Annotated in this window: 14 protein-coding genes, 14 tRNA genes, 1 rRNA gene and 1 pseudogene; 2 read left to right on the forward strand and 28 right to left on the reverse strand. The window is 46.1% G+C overall.

Translation table 11 applies throughout. From position 1 onward, the window contains the following. Positions 1-24: 24 nt before the first annotated feature. The 9 genes from rplC to rpsL form a co-directional block, all read right to left on the reverse strand. The gene (gene rplC, locus AABI20_RS04265; protein ID WP_047975026.1) at positions 25-714 is read right to left on the reverse strand and encodes a 50S ribosomal protein L3; all 690 of its coding nucleotides are present in this window, start codon (positions 712-714) and stop codon (positions 25-27) included. 58 nt (positions 715-772) lie between these two features. Beyond that, positions 773-1,081: a 30S ribosomal protein S10 gene (gene rpsJ, locus AABI20_RS04270; protein ID WP_047975027.1), complete on the reverse strand. Its 309-nt coding sequence runs from the start codon at positions 1,079-1,081 to the stop codon at positions 773-775. A gap of 373 nt (positions 1,082-1,454) precedes the next feature. Beyond that, the gene (locus tag AABI20_RS04275; protein ID WP_288846854.1) at positions 1,455-2,537 is read right to left on the reverse strand and encodes an ABC transporter substrate-binding protein; all 1,083 of its coding nucleotides are present in this window, start codon (positions 2,535-2,537) and stop codon (positions 1,455-1,457) included. Next, entirely contained in the window at positions 2,534-3,337 is an 804-nt protein-coding gene (locus AABI20_RS04280) for an ABC transporter permease (RefSeq protein ID WP_047975029.1), read from the reverse strand. Before AABI20_RS04280 ends, AABI20_RS04275 begins: the two co-directional genes overlap by 4 nt. Next, positions 3,334-4,164, reverse strand: a complete 831-nt coding sequence (locus AABI20_RS04285; protein WP_288846853.1) for an ABC transporter permease — start codon at positions 4,162-4,164, stop codon at positions 3,334-3,336. Before AABI20_RS04285 ends, AABI20_RS04280 begins: the two co-directional genes overlap by 4 nt. Continuing rightward, positions 4,164-5,318, reverse strand: a complete 1,155-nt coding sequence (locus tag AABI20_RS07580; protein ID WP_047975031.1) for an ABC transporter ATP-binding protein — start codon at positions 5,316-5,318, stop codon at positions 4,164-4,166. The genes AABI20_RS04285 and AABI20_RS07580 overlap by 1 nt, the downstream gene beginning before the upstream one ends. Before the next feature lie 133 nt (positions 5,319-5,451). Further along, positions 5,452-7,563: an elongation factor G gene (gene fusA / locus AABI20_RS04300; protein WP_288846852.1), complete on the reverse strand. Its 2,112-nt coding sequence runs from the start codon at positions 7,561-7,563 to the stop codon at positions 5,452-5,454. Between the two features lie 126 nt (positions 7,564-7,689). Next, positions 7,690-8,160, reverse strand: coding sequence for a 30S ribosomal protein S7 (rpsG, locus tag AABI20_RS04305; RefSeq protein WP_047975033.1), 471 nt, complete (start codon positions 8,158-8,160; stop codon positions 7,690-7,692). Between the two features lie 14 nt (positions 8,161-8,174). Next, on the reverse strand, positions 8,175-8,588 hold the full coding sequence (rpsL, locus tag AABI20_RS04310; protein WP_047975034.1) for a 30S ribosomal protein S12: 414 nt from the start codon (positions 8,586-8,588) through the stop codon (positions 8,175-8,177). A gap of 255 nt (positions 8,589-8,843) precedes the next feature. On the opposite strand from rpsL, the pseudogene AABI20_RS07585 reads away from it, so the two are divergent. Next, a pseudogene (locus AABI20_RS07585) lies at positions 8,844-9,092 on the forward strand (prepilin peptidase); the annotation flags it as partial. Between the two features lie 93 nt (positions 9,093-9,185). After that, the gene (locus AABI20_RS04315) at positions 9,186-9,521 is read left to right on the forward strand and encodes a hypothetical protein (RefSeq protein WP_338346863.1); all 336 of its coding nucleotides are present in this window, start codon (positions 9,186-9,188) and stop codon (positions 9,519-9,521) included. A 144-nt stretch (positions 9,522-9,665) separates the two neighbouring features. Here the strand turns inward: AABI20_RS04315 and AABI20_RS04320 are convergent, their stop codons facing one another. The 19 genes from AABI20_RS04320 to rrf form a co-directional block, all read right to left on the reverse strand. Further along, on the reverse strand, positions 9,666-12,149 hold the full coding sequence (locus AABI20_RS04320; RefSeq protein ID WP_338346865.1) for an ATP-dependent Clp protease ATP-binding subunit: 2,484 nt from the start codon (positions 12,147-12,149) through the stop codon (positions 9,666-9,668). Positions 12,150-12,285: 136 nt separating this feature from the next. Further along, the gene (gene prfB / locus AABI20_RS04325) at positions 12,286-13,404 is read right to left on the reverse strand and encodes a peptide chain release factor 2 (protein WP_047975037.1); all 1,119 of its coding nucleotides are present in this window, start codon (positions 13,402-13,404) and stop codon (positions 12,286-12,288) included. Between the two features lie 48 nt (positions 13,405-13,452). Further along, positions 13,453-15,864, reverse strand: coding sequence for a preprotein translocase subunit SecA (gene secA / locus AABI20_RS04330; protein ID WP_047975038.1), 2,412 nt, complete (start codon positions 15,862-15,864; stop codon positions 13,453-13,455). Between the two features lie 149 nt (positions 15,865-16,013). Continuing rightward, positions 16,014-17,324, reverse strand: a complete 1,311-nt coding sequence (gene serS, locus AABI20_RS04335; protein ID WP_338346868.1) for a serine--tRNA ligase — start codon at positions 17,322-17,324, stop codon at positions 16,014-16,016. 437 nt (positions 17,325-17,761) lie between these two features. Continuing rightward, positions 17,762-17,835, reverse strand: a tRNA-Ile gene (locus AABI20_RS04340). Positions 17,836-17,856: 21 nt separating this feature from the next. Next, positions 17,857-17,927 (reverse strand) — tRNA-Gly (locus AABI20_RS04345). Positions 17,928-17,948: 21 nt separating this feature from the next. Beyond that, positions 17,949-18,021 (reverse strand) — tRNA-Phe (locus AABI20_RS04350). 21 nt (positions 18,022-18,042) lie between these two features. Next, a tRNA-Asp gene (locus tag AABI20_RS04355) sits at positions 18,043-18,116 on the reverse strand. A 2-nt stretch (positions 18,117-18,118) separates the two neighbouring features. After that, positions 18,119-18,192: transfer RNA gene (locus tag AABI20_RS04360), tRNA-Met, on the reverse strand. Positions 18,193-18,220: 28 nt separating this feature from the next. Next, a tRNA-Ser gene (locus AABI20_RS04365) sits at positions 18,221-18,310 on the reverse strand. 22 nt (positions 18,311-18,332) lie between these two features. Next, positions 18,333-18,406, reverse strand: a tRNA-Ile gene (locus AABI20_RS04370). 12 nt (positions 18,407-18,418) lie between these two features. Further along, positions 18,419-18,492, reverse strand: a tRNA-Met gene (locus AABI20_RS04375). Between the two features lie 26 nt (positions 18,493-18,518). Continuing rightward, a tRNA-Pro gene (locus AABI20_RS04380) sits at positions 18,519-18,592 on the reverse strand. Positions 18,593-18,635: 43 nt separating this feature from the next. Next, positions 18,636-18,709, reverse strand: a tRNA-Arg gene (locus AABI20_RS04385). A gap of 4 nt (positions 18,710-18,713) precedes the next feature. Continuing rightward, positions 18,714-18,797 (reverse strand) — tRNA-Leu (locus AABI20_RS04390). Positions 18,798-18,802: 5 nt separating this feature from the next. Then, a tRNA-Gly gene (locus AABI20_RS04395) sits at positions 18,803-18,874 on the reverse strand. 7 nt (positions 18,875-18,881) lie between these two features. Further along, a tRNA-Thr gene (locus tag AABI20_RS04400) sits at positions 18,882-18,954 on the reverse strand. 41 nt (positions 18,955-18,995) lie between these two features. Next, positions 18,996-19,068 (reverse strand) — tRNA-Val (locus tag AABI20_RS04405). Between the two features lie 40 nt (positions 19,069-19,108). Further along, positions 19,109-19,225: ribosomal RNA gene (rrf, locus tag AABI20_RS04410) — 5S ribosomal RNA — on the reverse strand. Between the last annotated feature and the right edge of the window lie 2 nt (positions 19,226-19,227).

Raw genomic sequence — 19,227 nt, forward strand, 5'->3', positions numbered from 1 at the left:
GATTGTTCTCCTTTCTATAAAGTATTAAGCTTCTTCAGCCTGAGCTTCAGCAGCTGGCTTTGCGCCGGCCATCTTCACTTCAGGGTGCTTAGCATTTGTCTTAACAGTTGACTTGATTGTCAAAAGTGACTTGTTTGCTCCAGGAACGTTTCCCTTCAACAACAACAAGTTGTTTTCAACATCAACGTGAACAATCGCAATGTTTTGCATTGTCCGCTTCTGGTTACCCATACGACCAGGCAAGAGCTTACCCTTGAATACCCGGTTGATGATGGCACCCATTGAACCTGGGCGACGGTGGTAACGAGAACCGTGACTCATAGGACCACGTGATTGACCCAAGCGCTTGATAGCACCTTGGAAACCGTGTCCCTTAGTAATACCGGTAACATCAACATATTCACCGGCTTGGAAAGTGTCAACAGCAATTGCATCCCCAACGCTGTATTCGCCTTCCGCATCACGGACTTCACGAATGTAGCGCTTAGGGGCTGTGTTGGCTTTTGCAACGTGGCCTTGTTCAGGTTTGTTTGACAAAATCTCGCGCTTGTCTTGGTAACCCAACTGCAAAGCGTTGTATCCATCAGTTGCTTGCGTCTTAACTTGCAAAACAACGTTTGGAGTAGCTTCAACAGCAGTCACGGCGATCAATTCACCAGATTCAGTAAAAACCTGAGTCATACCGACTTTACGGCCTAAGATACCTTTAGTCATGACTAATCTCCTTCATTTCATCGCTAAACTATTTTATCTAGCGGGGTGGTACTTTAAATTAGAGCTTGATTTCGATCGCAACACCAGCTGGCAATTCAAGTTTACGCAATGCGTCAACTGTCTTGTCAGTAGGGTTCACAATGTCGACCAAACGCTTGTGAGTTCGCATTTCGAACTGTTCACGAGCATCCTTGTACTTGTGGGGTGAACTAAGCACCGTGTACAATGTCCGTTCAGTAGGCAAAGGAATAGGACCGGCGATTTCTGCGCCAGTACGCTTTGCTGTTTCAACAATCTTGTCTGCTGATTGGTCCAAGATACGGTGTTCGTATGCCTTCAAGCGGATACGGATCTTCTTTTGTGCCATTTTCGTGCCTCCTCGTTGATTTTGTAAATCAGCTAACTCCGATCAAAAACCGACAACACCTTTTGCGGTGTTTTGCGCGCCCTTGGCAACGCGGCCGCGCGTGTCGCAACCTTAATCATCATCGCTAAACGTTGATACACCAGTCTTTTTAAGGGGTTTGCATCGGCAACCCCAAAAGGCGTACTTGAATATAATAACAGAAAAACCCTTGACTAGCAAGGGTTTTCACTGATTTATTTTATTTTTTTGCCAAATTCTTTTCGTTTAGAATCAGCAATTATTTTTTACAATATTTGTTAATTCTAACAAAAATTCTTCGTTTTAACCACTCACGCGGATTTTATCCATCAAAAAATCAGTAAAATCATTCATTTTATGATGGTCGTGAAATTTTGAATTCTAGGAAAGCGTCATTATAGCGTTGTGTCCACTCTTGATTGAAGGTTTGATAAACCTGCAACCGGTCCAAAGTGGCAGCGGATGGATAAAAGGCTGGGTCAGACTTCTCATCAGCCGGCAACAGGGCATAGGCCCCCTTGTTTGCCGTCGCATAGCCAACGTATTCAGCATTTTGCTTTGCGTTCTCGGGTTTATTTAAGAAGTTAATCAAGGCGTAGGCCGCATCCTTATGCTTGGCATTCTGTGGGATCACCAAGTTATCAAACCATTCGTTTGAGCCATCTTTAGGTACCAAATAGGCTAAGTCCGAGTTTTGCGACATTGCCTGAGCCGCTTCACCAGAGTAAGTTACCCCAATGCTAGCTTCTCCTTGGGCCATATAAATCTTTAACTCATCAGCCACAATAGCTTTGACGTTTGGCATCAAAGTATCTAACTTCCCCTTAGCCGCCGCCAAATCCGCAACATTTTGGTCGTTAACGGACTTACCTTGGGAAATCAGGGTCATCCCCAAAATATCACGGGCTGAATCGACCAACATAATTTGTTTCTTGAATTGCGGTGACCACAACTTCGCCCAGGTATCAATTTGATCAGCACTGACCTTCTTTTTATTATAAAGAATTCCCAGCGTTCCCCAGAAATATGGAACGGAATATTTATTGTGCGGGTCAAAGGTCTGATTTAAGAAGCGTGAATCGATGTTGTTCATGCCCGTAATCTTGGACTTGTCTAATGGTGCCAGCAGGCCCTCCTGGGCCATCTTATCTACCATATAATCGGATGGGACCGTTAAATCATAGTTTGTCCCACCCTGCTTAATCTTGGTGTACATAGCCTCGTTCGAGTCAAAGGTCTGATAGTTCACCTTGTAGCCAGTCTCCTTGGTAAACTTTGTCAGTAAATCAGGATCGATATAATCGCCCCAATTATAGAAGTTCAAGACTTTTTCACCTGTCACCTCATCCTTGCGGCTATTGTCAAAGACGGCTTTCCCAGCCACCAGGCCAACAACAACCAGTAAAATGGCTAAAATACTTAAGAAAACTTTTTTCATTTAACCTTCTCCCTTAGTTCCGGGGCCTTTTGGCGCTGATTTAACCGGTTAATAAAGTAGTAGGCCACGGCAATTACCAGAGAAAAGAGGAAAATCAGTGCCGACAAGGCATTAATTTCCAATGAAACCCCCTGGCGGGCACGTGAGTAAATTTCAACAGCCAAAGTCGAAAAACCGTTTCCAGTGACAAAGAAGGTCACGGCAAAGTCATCCAATGAATAGGTCAAGGCCATAAAAAAGCCCGCCACAATCCCTGGCGTAATTGCCGGAATGGTGACCTGCCCCAAGACCTGGGTTGGCCGAGCCCCTAAATCCTGGGCGGCCAAGACCAAGTCCGGGTTCATTTCCTGCAATCGAGGCAAGACCATCAAAACTACAATTGGAATTGAAAAGGCAACGTGAGCCAGCAACACCGTGACAAAGCCAAGCGAGAACTTAAAGGTCGTAAAGAGAATCAAGAACGCCGCCCCAATAATAACATCGGGCGAAACCAATAAGACGTTATTCAGGGAAAGCAAAGCCCCTTTAACCGCTCCCCGGTGAACACGAAAGATTGCCAATGCACCCAATGTTCCAATAATGGTTGCTAATAAGGAAGACAGCAAGGCTACAATTCCCGTTTCAAAAACGATGTCGATTAGGCGGGTATCCTGCCACAGTTCGCCATAGTGCTTAAAGGAGAAGCCCGCGAAGCCCTTCATCGTTGTCCCCGCATTAAAGGAATAGAAGACAAGGTACAAAATTGGCAAGTAAAGAATCAAAAACATCACAATCAAATATGGGGTTCTGATTTTTTTCATGACCGGCCTCCCTTCTGCTTATCCTGTGTTAAGAGCATCGTAATCACCATCGCTACGATGAGGATGACACCAATCGTTGATCCAAAGGCCCAGTTTTGAGTCACTAAGAAATGCTCTTCGATTGCTGTTCCCAAAGTAATCACTCGGTTACCACCAATCAAACGGGTAATCATAAAGAGTGACAGGCTGGGGATAAAGACCGCTTGAATACCGGCTTTTACCCCAGGCATCGATAAGGGCCAGATTACTTTTTTCAAAGTTTGCCAAGAGTTTGCCCCAAGGTCGCGACTAGCAGCCGTCAGCAATGGGTCGATATCACTTAAGGCGTTAAAAATCGGTAAAATCATGAAGGGCAACTCCACGTAAGCCGCCACCAAGAGAAATGACCAGTCAGTAAACAGTAACTGCATGGGGTGCAAACCAACCGCCGTCAAAGTTGAATTAACTAAGCCCCCCTGCCCTAACAAACCAATAAAGGCATAGGTTTTCAGCAACAAGTTAATCCAGGTTGGCAATATGACTAGCAACAGCCAAAACTGCTTATTTTTCAGCGTTGTCAAAAAATAAGCGGTTGGATAAGCAAAGACCAGCGTAATCACGGTAATCAAAAAGGCGTACCAGATGGAATTAAAGGTCATGGCCAAATAGGAACCCGAGGTAAAAAAGGCCTGATAATTCGCCAGCGTAAAGTGGTGGTTCTGGTCCTGCAAGGATTCAACGAGGAGCAACAAGAGCGGCAACACTACAAAGCCCAAGAGCCACAGACCATAAATCCCCATATAAGCAGAGGTAAAGCCCTGCTTTTGTTTTTTAAAAGACAGTGCCATTAGCCTTGTCCTCCTGATTGCGACTGATCATCCTTAGCAGCTTGCAAAGCCGCTTCGGCCTCTTCATCTTCATAGGATTCCAGCCGGGCATCAAAGGCAGCTTCACTTTCGTTATAGCGCATAATGTGAATATCCTCAGGGTCAAAGGTCAGGCCAACCCGAGCACCAACAGTTGCTGGGTTTGTCGCCTGGACCTGCCAGGTATTCATGTCATCATCAACGGCTGTGATCTCGTAGTAGTCCCCACGGAAAAGTTGGTCTTGAATGGTGACCACTAATTTACCATTAGCGGGATCAGTCAAATCCAAGTCTTCTGGCCGCAAGACCACTTCCACCCGTTCGTTTGGCCGCATGCCGGCATCAACGTTTTCAAAATCCTTACCGACAAAGTGAACCAGGTAATCATGTTTCATAATCCCGGGCACGATATTGGTTTCCCCAATAAAATCAGCAACGAAGTGATTAATCGGTTCATCATAAATATCTTCTGGCGTCCCATTTTGTTGGATTAAACCATCATGCATGACAAAAATCCAATCCGACATCGCCAGGGCTTCTTCTTGGTCGTGCGTCACGAAGACAAAGGTGATCCCTAAGCGCTTTTGGATATTACGCAATTCCTGCTGCAATTCCTTACGCAACTTATAGTCCAAGGCCGACAACGGCTCATCCAAAAGAAGGACCTCTGGGTCGTTAGCCAAAGCACGGGCAATAGCCACACGCTGTTGCTGCCCACCTGAAAGTTCGCTGATTTCTCGGCGCTCAAAGCCTGACAGCTTGACCAATCCCAACATTTCTTTAACCTTGTCTTGAATGTCTTTTTCAGACATTTTCTTTAATCGCGGACCAAAGGCCACGTTATCAAAGACATTCATATTTGGAAAGAGGGAATAATTCTGAAAAACCGTGTTGACCCGTCGTTTTTCAGCCGGCACATCATTGATCACCTGGCCTTCAAAAAAGATTTTGCCCGCATCGGCCTGTAACTGACCAGAAATCAGTTTCAAAATCGTCGACTTTCCGGAACCGGATGGGCCCAATAAGGTATAAAACTTACCTGATTCTAAGACCAGGTCAATTTCCTTTAATACTTCCGTATCGCCAAAAGAAAGGGCGACCTTGGAAAATTCAAGAATTGGCATCTTTTCAACCATGTTACTTCTCCAATCATTATTGTCACCATCTTACAACAAATGAGACAACAGACCAAACTTTAAAATTTTATCGGAAACAAAAAACCAGGCTGCCGCAGCAACCTGGTTTTCAGACAATGAGTGAAAGAAGCAATTAAGCTTCCTTACCTTGTGCTTTGATAATTTCTTCTTGAACGTTCTTAGGAACGGCTTGATAGTGGTCGAAGACCATCTGGAAAGTACCACGTCCTTGCGTAGCTGAACGCAAAGTCGTTGCATAACCAAACATTTCTGACAAAGGCACTTGTGCCTTAACAGCCAAAACAGGTCCACGGTTTTCTTGTCCTTCAATCAAACCACGACGTGCAGAAACGTGTCCCATCACATCACCAAGGTTTTCTTCAGGAACAACGATATCAACAGCCATGATTGGTTCCAAAATAACGGCACCGGCAGTCTTTGAAGCTTCCTTCAAAGCCAATGAAGCGGCAATCTTAAAGGCAGCTTCAGAAGAATCGACATCGTGGTAAGAACCATCGTACAACTTGGCCTTCAAATCAACCAATGGGAAGCCTGCCAAAGGACCAGCATTCAAGGCATCCTTCAAACCTGCTTCAACTGAAGGGATGTATTCACGAGGAACAACACCACCGACGATAGCATCTTCGAATTCGAAGCCAGCACCTTCTTCGTTTGGTGAGAATTCAATCCAAACGTCACCATACTGTCCCTTACCACCAGACTGACGCTTAAAGAATCCACGAGCTTGAACAGTCTTCGTAAATGCTTCACGATAAGCAACCTGAGGGGCACCAACAGTGGCTTCAACGTTGAATTCACGCTTCATACGATCCACCATGATATCCAACTGCAATTCACCCATTCCGGCAATCAAAGTATCACCAGTCTCCTGGTTCGTTGTGGCACGGAATGAAGGGTCTTCTTCAGCCAACTTCTGCAAAGCAGTTGCCAACTTGTCTTGGTCGGCCTTTGTCTTTGGCTCGATGGCCAATTCAATAACTGGTTCTGGGAATTCCATTGATTCAAGAATCAATGGGTGGTCCACAGCAGTCAAAGAGTCACCAGTAGTAGTGTTCTTCAAACCAATCGCAGCAGCGATATCACCTGAGAAGACTTCTTCAATTTCAGTACGTGAAGTAGCGTGCATTTGGAGCAAACGACCAACACGTTCACGAGTATCTGAAGAAGTGTTTTGTACGTATGAACCGGATTGCAAAGTACCAGTATAAACACGCATAAATGTCAAACGACCAACGAATGGATCTGTCATGATCTTGAAGGCCAAAGCAGCAAATGGCTTTGAGTCATCGGCAACCAAGTCAACTTCTTCATCAGTCTTAGGGTCAGTTGCGACATAAGGACGAACTTCTAGAGGACCTGGCAAGTAATCAACAACAGCATCCAACATCATTTGAACACCCTTATCCTTGTAGGCTGAACCAGCCAAAACAGGATAGAATTCCAAATTCAATGTGGCACGACGGATAGCAGCTTTCAATTCATCAATAGAAATTTCTTCACCTTCAAGGTACTTTTCCATCAATTCTTCATCAACATCCGCAACGGCTTCAATCAAAGTTTCGCGCTTTGTTGAAACGATGTCTTGGTAGTCAGCTGGGATTTCACGTGGTTCCCACTTTGAACCCAAGTCATCAGTAGGCCAGTAAGCCTTTTCTTCGATTAGGTCAATAACACCCTCGAAATCATCTTCGGCACCAATTGGCCATTGAATAGCTTCGGCGTTAACTTGCAAACGTTCGTGCATTGAGTTAACTGACATTTCAAAGTCAGCACCCAACTTGTCCATCTTATTAACGAAAACAATCCGGGGAACGTTATAAGTCGTTGCCTGGTGCCAAACAGTTTCAGTCTGTGGCTCAACACCAGCAGCACCATCCAACACGGCTACGGCACCATCCAAGACACGCAAGGCACGTTCAACTTCGATTGTGAAGTCCACGTGACCTGGAGTATCGATGATGTTAACACGGAATGGGTTCTTTTCATATTGGTCGAAGAAGCCACGCCAAACAGCAGTAGTAGCGGCTGATTGGATCGTGATTCCACGTTCCTTTTCCTGTTCCATGAAGTCCATTTGTGAAGCACCATCGTGTGTTTCACCAATTTTGTGAATCTTACCTGTATAGTACAAGATTCGTTCTGTCGTCGTCGTCTTACCGGCATCGATGTGGGCCATGATACCGATATTACGAGTGTGATCAAGCGGGTATTCACGCTTTGCCATGATGATCTCCTAATTTTTTTATCCTAGTTGCAACAAAAAGCGAGCAATATTTGTTCGCTTTTTTAAAAATTATGAGCCTATTAGTAGGCCCGTAAAAGCGAACCAAAGTCCACTTTTACGAAAATCCTACCAACGGTAGTGTGCGAAGGCACGGTTGGCTTCAGCCATCTTGTGCGTGTCTTCACGCTTCTTAACAGAAGCACCGTTTTCGTTGGCTGCGTCAATAATTTCCTTAGCCAAACGTTCTTCCATTGTGTGTTCGTTACGCAAACGAGCGTAATTTACCAACCAACGCAAGCCCAAAGTAGTCCGACGGTCTGGACGAACTTCGATTGGCACCTGGTAGTTAGATCCACCAACACGGCGGGCCTTAACTTCCAAAACTGGCATGATGTTTTCCATTGCTTGTTCGAAAACTTCCAATGGTTCGTTACCAGTAGTTTCCTTGATGCGGTCAAAAGCTGCATACAAGATAGTTGAAGCAGTTCCGCGCTTTCCATCAACCATCAACTTGTTGATCAAACGTGAAACTAACTTTGAATTGTAAATTGGGTCAGGCAAAACTTCCTGACGCTTCGTATAACCTTTACGTGGCATGAGTTGTCCTTTCCTTACTTCTTAGGAGCTTTCGTTCCATACTTTGAACGTGAAGTCATACGGCCGTCAACACCGGCAGTATCCAAGGCTCCACGAATAACGTGATAACGCACACCAGGCAAATCCTTAACACGACCACCACGGATCAAAACAACCGAGTGTTCTTGCAAGTTGTGACCAATACCTGGGATGTAAGCAGTTACTTCGTACAAGTTTGACAAACGTACACGAGCGTACTTACGCAAAGCTGAGTTAGGCTTTTTTGGTGTCAAAGTTCCGACACGAGTCGCAACTCCACGCTTTTGTGGGGCAACATTGTTTGTTGCCTTCTTCTTCATTGAGTTGTAGCCGAAGTTCAAGGCTGGTGACTTTGACTTAGTCGCTTGAGACTTACGTGACTTACGAACCAATTGGTTAATTGTAGGCATCCTACTATACTCCTTCATTCTTGTTTTTTCACAGTTCCAGGCGTATCATTTTTGTTCATAAACAAAAGTGCTCCTGGAAGTCCTGCTTCGACTTGCCTTTACACAGGCCTTTTGCCGGCTTTACCCGCGCAAAAGGACTAATGACTTAAAAGCACGTTGAATATAATAGCAGGTTTAGAGCTAATGTCAAGGGCTTTTTGCCAGTTTTTTAAGGGTCGATTTCAATTTTTAGGGTCGACTTTCGTCTAACTCCCTATGACTAACATTTTACTATATTTAACCAACTTAATCATCGTCTCACTGATTTTTTGCCTGGCCGACCGCTCCAGTCAACATCTTTTTCTGTGGACAAAGCGTTCATTTTGTTTCAGTTGTCACCACATTCTGTTTTGGTATGACCTCATCCCTGTTTTCTCAGCTTGGTTTTTGAAAGGACGCTGTCGTTACTGTAAACAACCTTTTGCCAACTGGCCGTTACTGGCTATCCTTGAAGGAATTCTACCGCTTTTCCTCACAGCTCTTTTTCACCAGAATAACCTGTGGGTTCTTGGCTCTGCCTACCTTTTGCTTTATTTAGCCAAGGAAGATTGGTCCACCATGACCTGCTCAGCATGGTTAGCCTGGCTGTGGGTTGCCGTCTTAATCTCGTTCGTTCACCATCCCTATAGTGGTTGGTTTCTCACCGCCTTGATTCTTCTAGTTCTATGGCTAACACTCAATGACTTTCTTGGCATAGGTGATATACCAGTTTTAGCAATTGGTTTTTTCTCACTAACTGAGCAAGCCTTCTCCCTCTTCTTACTCTTGTCTAGTACCAGTGTATTGATTTATTTAGCGTTTCAACAAGAAAATCAGCAAAGGTGTCTCCCCTTCATCCCCTTCTTGTTTGTCGGTTTTGTTTTGGCCGAACTGCTTAACCCCCTCTTAACATAGGACTGGCGATGATTCAGGCAATTGCTGACACAAAAACAGAGGTCAAGCCCTGGGGGCTTAACCTCTGTTTTCAAAAGCTCGGTTTCCCTAGCTCTGTGCACGCTGGCTACCAGATTGTTACCACTCTGGTGGCCATTTGTTGTGCTATTCCTTAACGAGTTCGCCCTTCTTTTCGGGCGTTTCGCATTTCTTAATCTTTAGCTTAATTTGACCGTGTTGTGCGCCAATCGTGACAACATCTTCCGTGGTAATTTCACCGTCCAGAAGCGCCTCTGAGAGCCGGTCCTCAACCTCGGTCTGGATAACCCGCCGAACTGGCCTTGCACCGTATTCGCGGTCATAGCCAGCGTCAGCGATGGCATCAATTGCAGCCATCGTCATCTTAACCTTAATGCCTTGCTCTGCTACTCGGCGGAGCAATGACTTGGTCATCAAGCGCACAATTTGTCGAACCTCGTCCTTGGTCAATGCATCAAAGACCAAGACTTCGTCGATTCGGTTGATAAACTCTGGGCGGAAAGTTTCCTTAACCGTCTCGCGAATCTTTTTGGCCACAGCCTGGTCATCATTTTTCAAATCAGTTGAGCCAAAGCCAAGCATCTTCTCGTCTCGCAATCGAGTTGCGCCCAAGTTTGAGGTCATGATAATCACGGTATTACGGAAATTAACCTTCCGGCCCTTCGCATCCGTCAAAAAGCCATCATCAAAGACCTGTAACATCAAATTAAAGATGTCTGGGTGAGCCTTTTCCACCTCATCCAAAAGAATAATGGAATAAGGATGGTTGCGCACCTGTTCTGTTAATTGCCCACCTTGGTCATAACCAACATAACCAGGGGCTGAACCAATCAAGCGTGAAGCAGAGTACTGTTCTTGGTACTCGGACATATCAACCCGAATCATATTATCTTCCGAACCAAACATGATTTCAGACAGAGCCTTGGCTAACTCAGTTTTACCAACACCAGTTGGGCCCAAAAATAGGAAAGTTCCAATTGGGCGGTTGGGGTCAGACAAGCCTGACCGTGATCGGCGGATCGCACGGGAAACCGCTGAAATCGCCTTTTTCTGGCCGATGACGCGTTTACCCAATTCCTTTTCCAGGTTCACCAAATGATCGGATTCTGATTTTTCAACCTGAGTCAACGGTACCCCGGTTTGCTGAGAAATGACTTGGGCAATGTTGGCCGGTGCCACCTTCAAACCAAAGCTTTGGTCCTTTTCTTGCTTCTTTTCCTTGCGAAGCAAAGCACGGTCAATCTTCTTCCGCAAACTCATTTCCTTCAAGCGCAAATCAGCAGCCTTTTCAAAGTCCATTGCAGCAATGGCCTCATCCTTGGCCTTTTGAATCTTGACTAATTCAATTCGGTCCTTGTGAAGTGGCGTTGCGCGATCGACATCGTCAATCCGCACCTTTGCCGCCGCTTCATCCATCAAATCGATGGCCTTATCAGGCAGGAAGCGGCCGGTAATATACCGCGATGATAGATTAACAGCAGCTTCAACAGCTTCTGGTTCGATATCAACCTGGTGGAAGTTTTCAAACTTCTTTTTAATCCCATTCAAAATCGTCATTGCTTCGGCCGTTGATGGTTCATTAATCGTTACCTGAGCAAAACGGCGTTCCAAAGCAGCATCAGACTCAATGTATTGTTGGTACTCATCAAAGGTAGTCGCACCTAACATCTGCAAATCGCCCCGGGCAAGGGCAGGCTTTAGAATGTTGGCCGCATCAATGGCCCCCTCAGCGCCACCGGCACCAACAAGCGTATGCAATTCATCAACAAAAAGAATCACATGCCCATCCGCCTCAATTTCTTCGATAACCTGCTTCAATCGGCTTTCGAATTCACCACGGTACTTGGTACCCGCGACCAATGACCCCATATCCAAGGCCATCAGGCGCTTTTTCTTCAAAGAATCCGGTACCAAACCGGCCACAATGCGCTGGGCCAATCCTTCGGCAATCGCGGTCTTTCCAACACCTGGTTCACCAACTAAGACAGGATTGTTCTTTGTCCGCCGTGACAAAATTTGGACAACACGCCGGACTTCAGTATCGCGACCGATGACGGGATCCAAGTTACCAGCCTTGGCAACTTCGGTCATGTCCCGAGCTAATTTATCTAAAGTGGGCGTGCCCAACTCCTTGGATTTCTGCTGTTTTGCCTGTTTGCGTAAATCAGTCACGCCTAGACGCCGCAAAATCGCCTTGTTCATGTCTTTCAAGTTGACGTCTAAGCCGATCAAAATGCGTGATGACAAGATGCTTGAATCCTGGAGCAGTGACAGGAGCAAGTGCTCCGTTCCCACTTCAGTCTGACCCATCAAATCTGCTTGATCAGCGGCCCACTTCAAAATTGAAGCCGCCTTAGGTGAGTATGGCAGGTAGGATTCCTGGTTGGCATCCTGGTCCATCCCATAGCCCGTAAACCGCTCGATTTCCTCTTTGATTTTGTCACTATTGACGTTAAATTCAGCCAAAACTTTAGCTGCCACACCCGCTTGTTCCAAAGACAAGGCTAGGAGTAGGTGTTCCGTCCCAACGGCACGGTGTTGAAAATACTTTGCTTGGTCTTGTGCCAATGACAAGACGTTTTCTGCAGAACTAGTATACTTGTTTTCCATTTTCCCTCCTTATATCATAACGGGGAATGTCAAATCCGATATTGGTACATATTATAACGCAAGTTTATTTTTTCGGAAATAATTCTGAAATAAGAAAAAGAAAACCAAGGAAATTCCTGGTTTTCTTTTCTGTGTTTTAATCTGGATTCTTCAGACTTAGTTGCCATTGGAGATAAGCATTAATCAATGGGTCTAAATCGCCATCCAAAACTTCTTGTGGTTGGTTACTTTCGTAATTGGTCCGGTGGTCTTTGACCATCTGGTAAGGGTGCATGACATAAGAACGAATCTGAGATCCCCAGCCGTTTTCCATCTTTTCCCCTGACAAGGCCGCCCGTTCCGCTTCCTTCTTCTCCAACTCTAACTGGTAGAGCTTTCCCTTCAAGAGGCGCATGGCATAATCACGGTTACCATATTGTGTTCGTTCAACGGTTGAAGAAACAACGATTCCTGTTGGTTCGTGGGTCAAACGGACACCCGTTGAAACCTTGTTGACGTTTTGTCCTCCAGCTCCACCGGAACGGAAGACATCCATCTTAATGTCATCATCGCGAACTTCGACTTCGATACTGTCGTCCAACTCTGGCATCACATCAACGGAAACGAAAGATGTGTGTCGCCGGCCAGCAGAATCAAAAGGTGAGATCCGGACAAAACGGTGAACACCCTTTTCAGACCGTAAAAAGCCATAAGCATTGTGACCGGTAATCTTCAAGGTTGCTGAATCAATACCAGCCTCATCACCAGCGTGATAGTCCAAAACATCAACCTTAAAGTCATGGGCTGAAGCCCAGCGGGTATACATCCGGTACAAGTTGGCGCCCCAGTCGGTTGACTCGGTTCCACCAGAACCAGGATGAATTTCCAAAATGGCATTGTTAGCATCGTACTCACCCGTCAACAATTGCTCCAGGTTATAAGCCTCAACGTCTTTTTGTGTCTTTTCAACCAAGTTGGTTAATTCTTCTTGGCTGTCTTCATCTTCAGGATCTTCTTCCACCATCTCAATCAAGACCTCGATTTCATCGGCCTGTTCGGATAGGTTCAAGAAAGAATCACGCCGATTTTTCAATACATTGCTTTGCTCAATGATTCCCTGGGCCTTTTCTTGGTCATCCCAAAACCCCGGTTCTGTCATTTGGTATTCAAAATCAGCAATTTCTTCTGTTAGCGCATCCAAATCCAACGTTTTGGCAAAACGTTCGATATCCTCTTGGATGGCTGTTAGCGCCTGTTTGGCTGCCACTGTTTCCATGGCGGGTCCTCCCACATAAGAAAAGCGAACTGAGCGTTCGCTTTTTGTTTACGCTGTTAAGTTCGTACGAATCTCGGCCTTCATAAAGGTCCGGGTAGCATCGTATTCGATATCAGCAATCATTCGATTAAAGTTTGCAAAGGCTTCATTTTGATACTCCACCAATGGATTTAACTGGCCATAACCACGCAAGCCGACTCCTTGGCGCAAACGATCCAAGGCATCAATGTGGTCCGTCCAGTGTTGGTCAACTGTTCGCAAGATAACAATGCGCTCGAAAGCCAACAATTGTTCTGCTTCCTGCAAGTCTTGCTTCTTTTCGGCCAGATTATCAAGGGCCAACTGGTACAAGCGGTCCTTGATTTCTTGGCGGTTCAAGTTTTGCAAACGAACAGCACCGAGGTCCTTAGAGGTTAATGACGTTTCTACGAAGGCAGAGAGGGCCTCCAAATCCCATTCCTTTTCGTCCTTACCAGGCGTTTGGGCATCAACCACACGGTTGATTGTCCGCTTAACCATTGGCAACAAAACATCATCCAAGCTCTTCTTTTCATCCAAAACTTGGTCACGTTCACGATAAATCAGCTCACGCTGCTCACGGACAACATCATCATACTGCAAGACGTTCTTACGAGTATCGTAGTTGTTTCCTTCAACTCGCTTTTGAGCTGATTCAACCGAACGCGTAATCCAACGGTGAGTAATTACCGTATCTTCGTCGTCCATGTTCATCCGCTGCAGCATCGTCCGTACTCGTTCGGCACCAAAACGAATCATCAAGTCATCTTGCAATGACAAAAAGAATTGTGAAGATCCGTGGTCTCCCTGACGACCAGCACGACCACGCAACTGGTTATCAATTCGACGTGATTCGTGACGTTCCGTGGCAATCACGGCCAAGCCACCCAAATCGTCGATACCAGGGCCTAATTTAATATCAGTTCCACGACCGGCCATGTTCGTCGCCACCGTAACGGCACCACGTTGACCAGCATTAGCGATAATTTCGGCTTCCTTTTCGTTGTTCTTGGCATTCAAAACGTTATGTGGAATCTTGTGCGCCGTCAACAACTTCGCCACTAATTCAGAAGATTCAACTGAACCTGTTCCCAACAAGACGGGTTGGCCCTTCTTGTGCAATTCCGCTACCTTATTGATAACCGCATTAAACTTAGTCTTCAATGATGGGTAAAGCAAATCAGGCAAGTCCTGACGTTGGATTGGCCGGTTGGTTGGAATTTCAACGACTTCCATGTTATAGATTTCGCGTAATTCTTCTTCTTCCGTCTTAGCCGTTCCAGTCATACCAGACAACTTCTTGTACATCCGGAAGAGGTTCTGATAAGTGATTTGAGCCATTGACTTATTTTCTTCACGAACCTCGACGCCTTCTTTGGCTTCGATAGCCTGGTGCAAACCATCAGACAAACGAGTTCCTTCTGAAATACGGCCAGTTGATTGATCAATCAACTTGACTTCACCATCCTGAACAACATAATCTTTATCGTTCAAGTAGTTGAAGTTGGCACGCAAAGCCTGGTCCACGTGGTGGGTCAAAGCTGTGTTTTGCGCATCGTACAAGTTATCCAAGTTAAAGAAGACTTCAGCATTCTTGATCCCTTCACTCGTGAGTGAAGTATTCTTGCTTTCTTCATCGACCTTATAGTCTTCGTCACGAGTTAAAGTCTTAACAAATCGGTCAACCTGTTGGTACAAAGGTGAAACCCCTGAACCAGGACCAGAAATAATCAATGGCGTTCGTGCCGTATCGATCAAAATTGAATCCGCTTCATCAATCAAAGCGTAGTTCAAACCACGTTGCATCACGCGGTCTTCTGCCCGAGTAACCATGTTGTCACGGAGGTAGTCAAAACCAATATTAAAGTTTGTTGAATAAGTGATATCAGCGTCGTAAGCAGCCCTCTTTTCATCAGGAGCAGCATCACCAACGTTCACACCAACAGTCAGACCCAACCAATTATAGAGTTGACCCATCTGTTCCGCATCACGCTTTGAAAGGTAATCGTTCACCGTCACAACGTGGACACCTTGGCCGGCCAATGCGTTCAAATAAACTGCCATTGTGGCCGTTAATGTCTTTCCTTCACCGGTCTTCATTTCGGCTAGGTTTCCACCATGCAAAACGATGGCACCCATGATTTGTACTCGGTATGGATAAAGACCCAAGACACGCTTAGCACCTTCTCTTGCCACCGCGAAGGCTTCAGGCAAAAGGGCATCAAGCTCTTTAGCCGTTGCCTTTTGCTTTTCAGCTGCACTTGTCTTACCAGCTAAAGCTGCTTGAATTTGAATTTGAAAGTCTTGCGTCTTCTTTTGCAAGGCTTCATCAGACAGGGCAGCAACCGTGTCTGCGTATGACTCTACCTGGTCAGCAATCTTTTCAATCTTTTTTAATTGACGCTTTGAATTGTCGTAAAGTTTACGGACTGGATTAACCATGCTTATATCGGTGACCGTTAAAAAACGGACACACTCCCTTCATCACAAAATGTTCATTAAAATTTAAGAATACTACAGCCTAGTATAGCAAAAAAGCCGTGGAAATAACAGACGTGGCAGTCTGAAATCAGCCAACAGCTTGGTTGTTTTTAATGATGTGGCGTTGCCTGCAATGTTTCTTGACCACCCAAATATGGACGCAAAACTTCTGGAACCGTTACTGTTCCATCTTCATTTTGGTAGTTTTCCAAAATGGCAGCCACTGTTCGACCAACGGCCAAACCGGAACCGTTCAATGTGTGAACCAATTCCAACTTACCATCTTCATTTCGGTAAGTAATGTGCATTCGGCGGGCCTGGAAATCACGAGTATTTGATACCGAAGAAATTTCACGATACATTCCCTGAGCTGGCAACCAAACTTCCAAGTCATGCGTCTTAGCAGCAGAGAAGCCCATATCGCCTGTTGACAACGTAATCACGTGATATGGCAAACCTAATTTTTGCAGAATATTTTCGGCATTGTTCGTCATCTTTTCCAATTCTTGATCGGACTGGTCAGGCTTGGCAAACTTCACCATTTCAACCTTATTAAATTGGTGCAAACGAATTAATCCGCGCGTATCACGACCCGCAGCACCGGCTTCCTTTCGGAAAGATGGTGACAAAGCCGTGATGGAGATTGGCAAGTCCTCTGCAGGGATTGTTTCCCCAGAATAGTAATTCGTCAAAGATACTTCGGCCGTTGGGATATAGGTTTGATTTAACCCTTCCACCCGGTAAGCATCATCTTGGAACTTAGGATACTGGCCAGTTCCAAACATGGCCGAATCATTCACCACGATTGGCGTAATCATTTCGGTGTAACCTTCTTCACGGTGCTGGTCTAGCATGAAGTTATACAATGCTCGTTCCAAACGTGCACCATCACCAACGTAGTACAAGAACCGTGCACCAGAAACCTTGGCTCCACGTTCGAAGTCCAAGATTCCCAAGTCCTCACCTATTTCATAGTGAGGCTTCAGCCAGGCTGGTGCTTCCGTCTTAACCAATGGACGGCCTTGGTAGTCTTCAGGTTCCCAAGTTCTGATTTCAACGTTTGCTTCTTCATCAGGACCAACTGGCACATCATCCTCGGCAATGTTTGGCAAGTGTGCTGCCTGGTCCTTAACCACTTTGTCTAAGCCTTCTAATTCTTGGTCGAGATCCTTGATTTTCTTGGCAACGGCTTGCATTTCCTGAATAGCTGCCGAAGCATCTTCTTTTTGACGCTTTGCAAAGGCAATCTTATCAGATGCCTCATTGCGCTTAGCCTTGAGTTCTTCCACCTTGGCGATCACGTCTCGTCGTTTCTGGTCTGCGGCTAACAAATCAGCTAAAACGTCGCTTTGAACGCCACGATCTGCTAATTTTTGTCTTGCAACTTCCTGATTTTTTCGCAAGTACTTCAAATCTAACATGGTTTTTTCTCCTCTTTTGGATAATAAAAAGCGCCTTTTCATCCAACTATTCCTAGTCAAGGGACGAAAAAAGCGCAATCCGTGGTACCACCCTAGTTCTGCAAAGTATGCAGCACTCAATTAAGGCCTGATAACGGTGGTAAACCGAGCGACATTACTCGCTAACGTAAATCTGTCGGAGTTTCGATCTGACCCTTTTCACCAACCAGGGCCTCTCTATGTTTATCTACTTATAACAGATATTTGCTTAAATTTAGTATAGCTATTTTAATCAAAAAAGGCAAGACAAGGCGGCGTTCAATCACCAAATCGGCAAAAATATCTGTAGATGACTTAGTAACAGACCAAAGAGGCAATTCGTATGCGGTATGAGGCTTAGCAAACAATCTGTGCACACCACAATGCACAAAAAAAGAAGACCGGAGTCTTCTTTGTTATGGGCCATCCAGGACTCGAACCTGGGACCTCTGCGTTATCAACACAGCGCTCTAACCAACTGAGCTAATGGCCCATCTCTTCGGCTTCTTGCCTAAGCGAATGACGGGAATCGAACCCGCATAGCCAGCTTGGAAGGCTGGAATTCTACCATTGAACTACATTCGCATCTTTTCTGGGTTCCCCCAATGGCGCTGGACGGAATCGAACCGCCGACACATGCAGCTTCAATGCATTGCTCTACCAACTGAGCTACAGAGCCAACTTTTCTTTTTTCAGAAAACGGTCACAACGGGGTTCGAACCCGTGATCTCCTGCGTGACAGGCAGGCGTCCTAACCAGCTAGACCATGCGACCAATTGCGGGAGTAGGATTTGAACCTACGACCTTCGGGTTATGGGCCCGACGAGCTACCGAACTGCTCCATCCCGCGATAATATTATTTTTGGGTAACACCCGTAAGGAGAATGGGGGATTCGAACCCCCGCGCCGGTTTCCCGACCTGACGGTTTTCAAGACCGTTCCCTTCAGCCAGACTTGGGTAATTCTCCATGCTTTTTTAATCCACTTCCATGGACCATGTTGGACTCGAACCAACGACCGGACGGTTATGAGCCGTCTGCTCTAACCAGCTGAGCTAATGGTCCCAGCTCGAGTCATCGCGGCAGGGGGAATCGAACCCTCGACCTCTCGGGTATGAACCGAACGCTCTAGCCAGCTGAGCTACACCGCGATACTTTGCTGTAGTACTCACAGCGATCGGGACGACAGGATTCGAACCTGCGACCCCCTGGTCCCAAACCAGGTGCTCTACCAAGCTGAGCTACGTCCCGCTTTCTTTTTGGACTTCTTCGCCCTAGACCTTTTGGGGCCTTATGCACCTAGCAGGAGTCGAACCTGCAACCTTCTGATTCGTAGTCAGACACTCTATCCAATTGCGCTATAGGTGCATTATGCCGGCGACCGGGATCGAACCGGTACGATGTTTCCATCGCAGGATTTTAAGTCCTGTGCGTCTGCCTATTCCGCCACGCCGGCATCCAAGCGAACGACGGGATTCGAACCCGCGACCCCCACCATGGCAAGGTGATGTTCTACCTCTGAACTACGTTCGCATAATCATGCCGACTAAAGGATTCGAACCTTCGACCCCCGCTTTACAAGAGCGGTGCTCTACCAGCTGAGCTAAGTCGGCTGGATTGCCCGACGCGGCGTGCATATCTTGGCCTTCGCCAATGGACGATACAGGGATCGAACCTGTGACCCCCTGCTTGTAAGGCAGGTGCTCTCCCAGCTGAGCTAATCGTCCAAAATAAAAAAAGAAGTCCCCTTCTTTTTTATATGTATCGGCATCGCGTCGTCCTATCCTCGCAGCCAGCGTTCCGGCAACTACTTTCGGCGCTATAGAGCTTAACTTCTGTGTTCGAGATGGGTACAGGTGGTTCCTCTATGCCATCAACACGACACC

The organism is Fructobacillus cardui, from assembly GCF_963580785.1.
GTDB classification, from domain to species: domain Bacteria; phylum Bacillota; class Bacilli; order Lactobacillales; family Lactobacillaceae; genus Fructobacillus; species Fructobacillus cardui.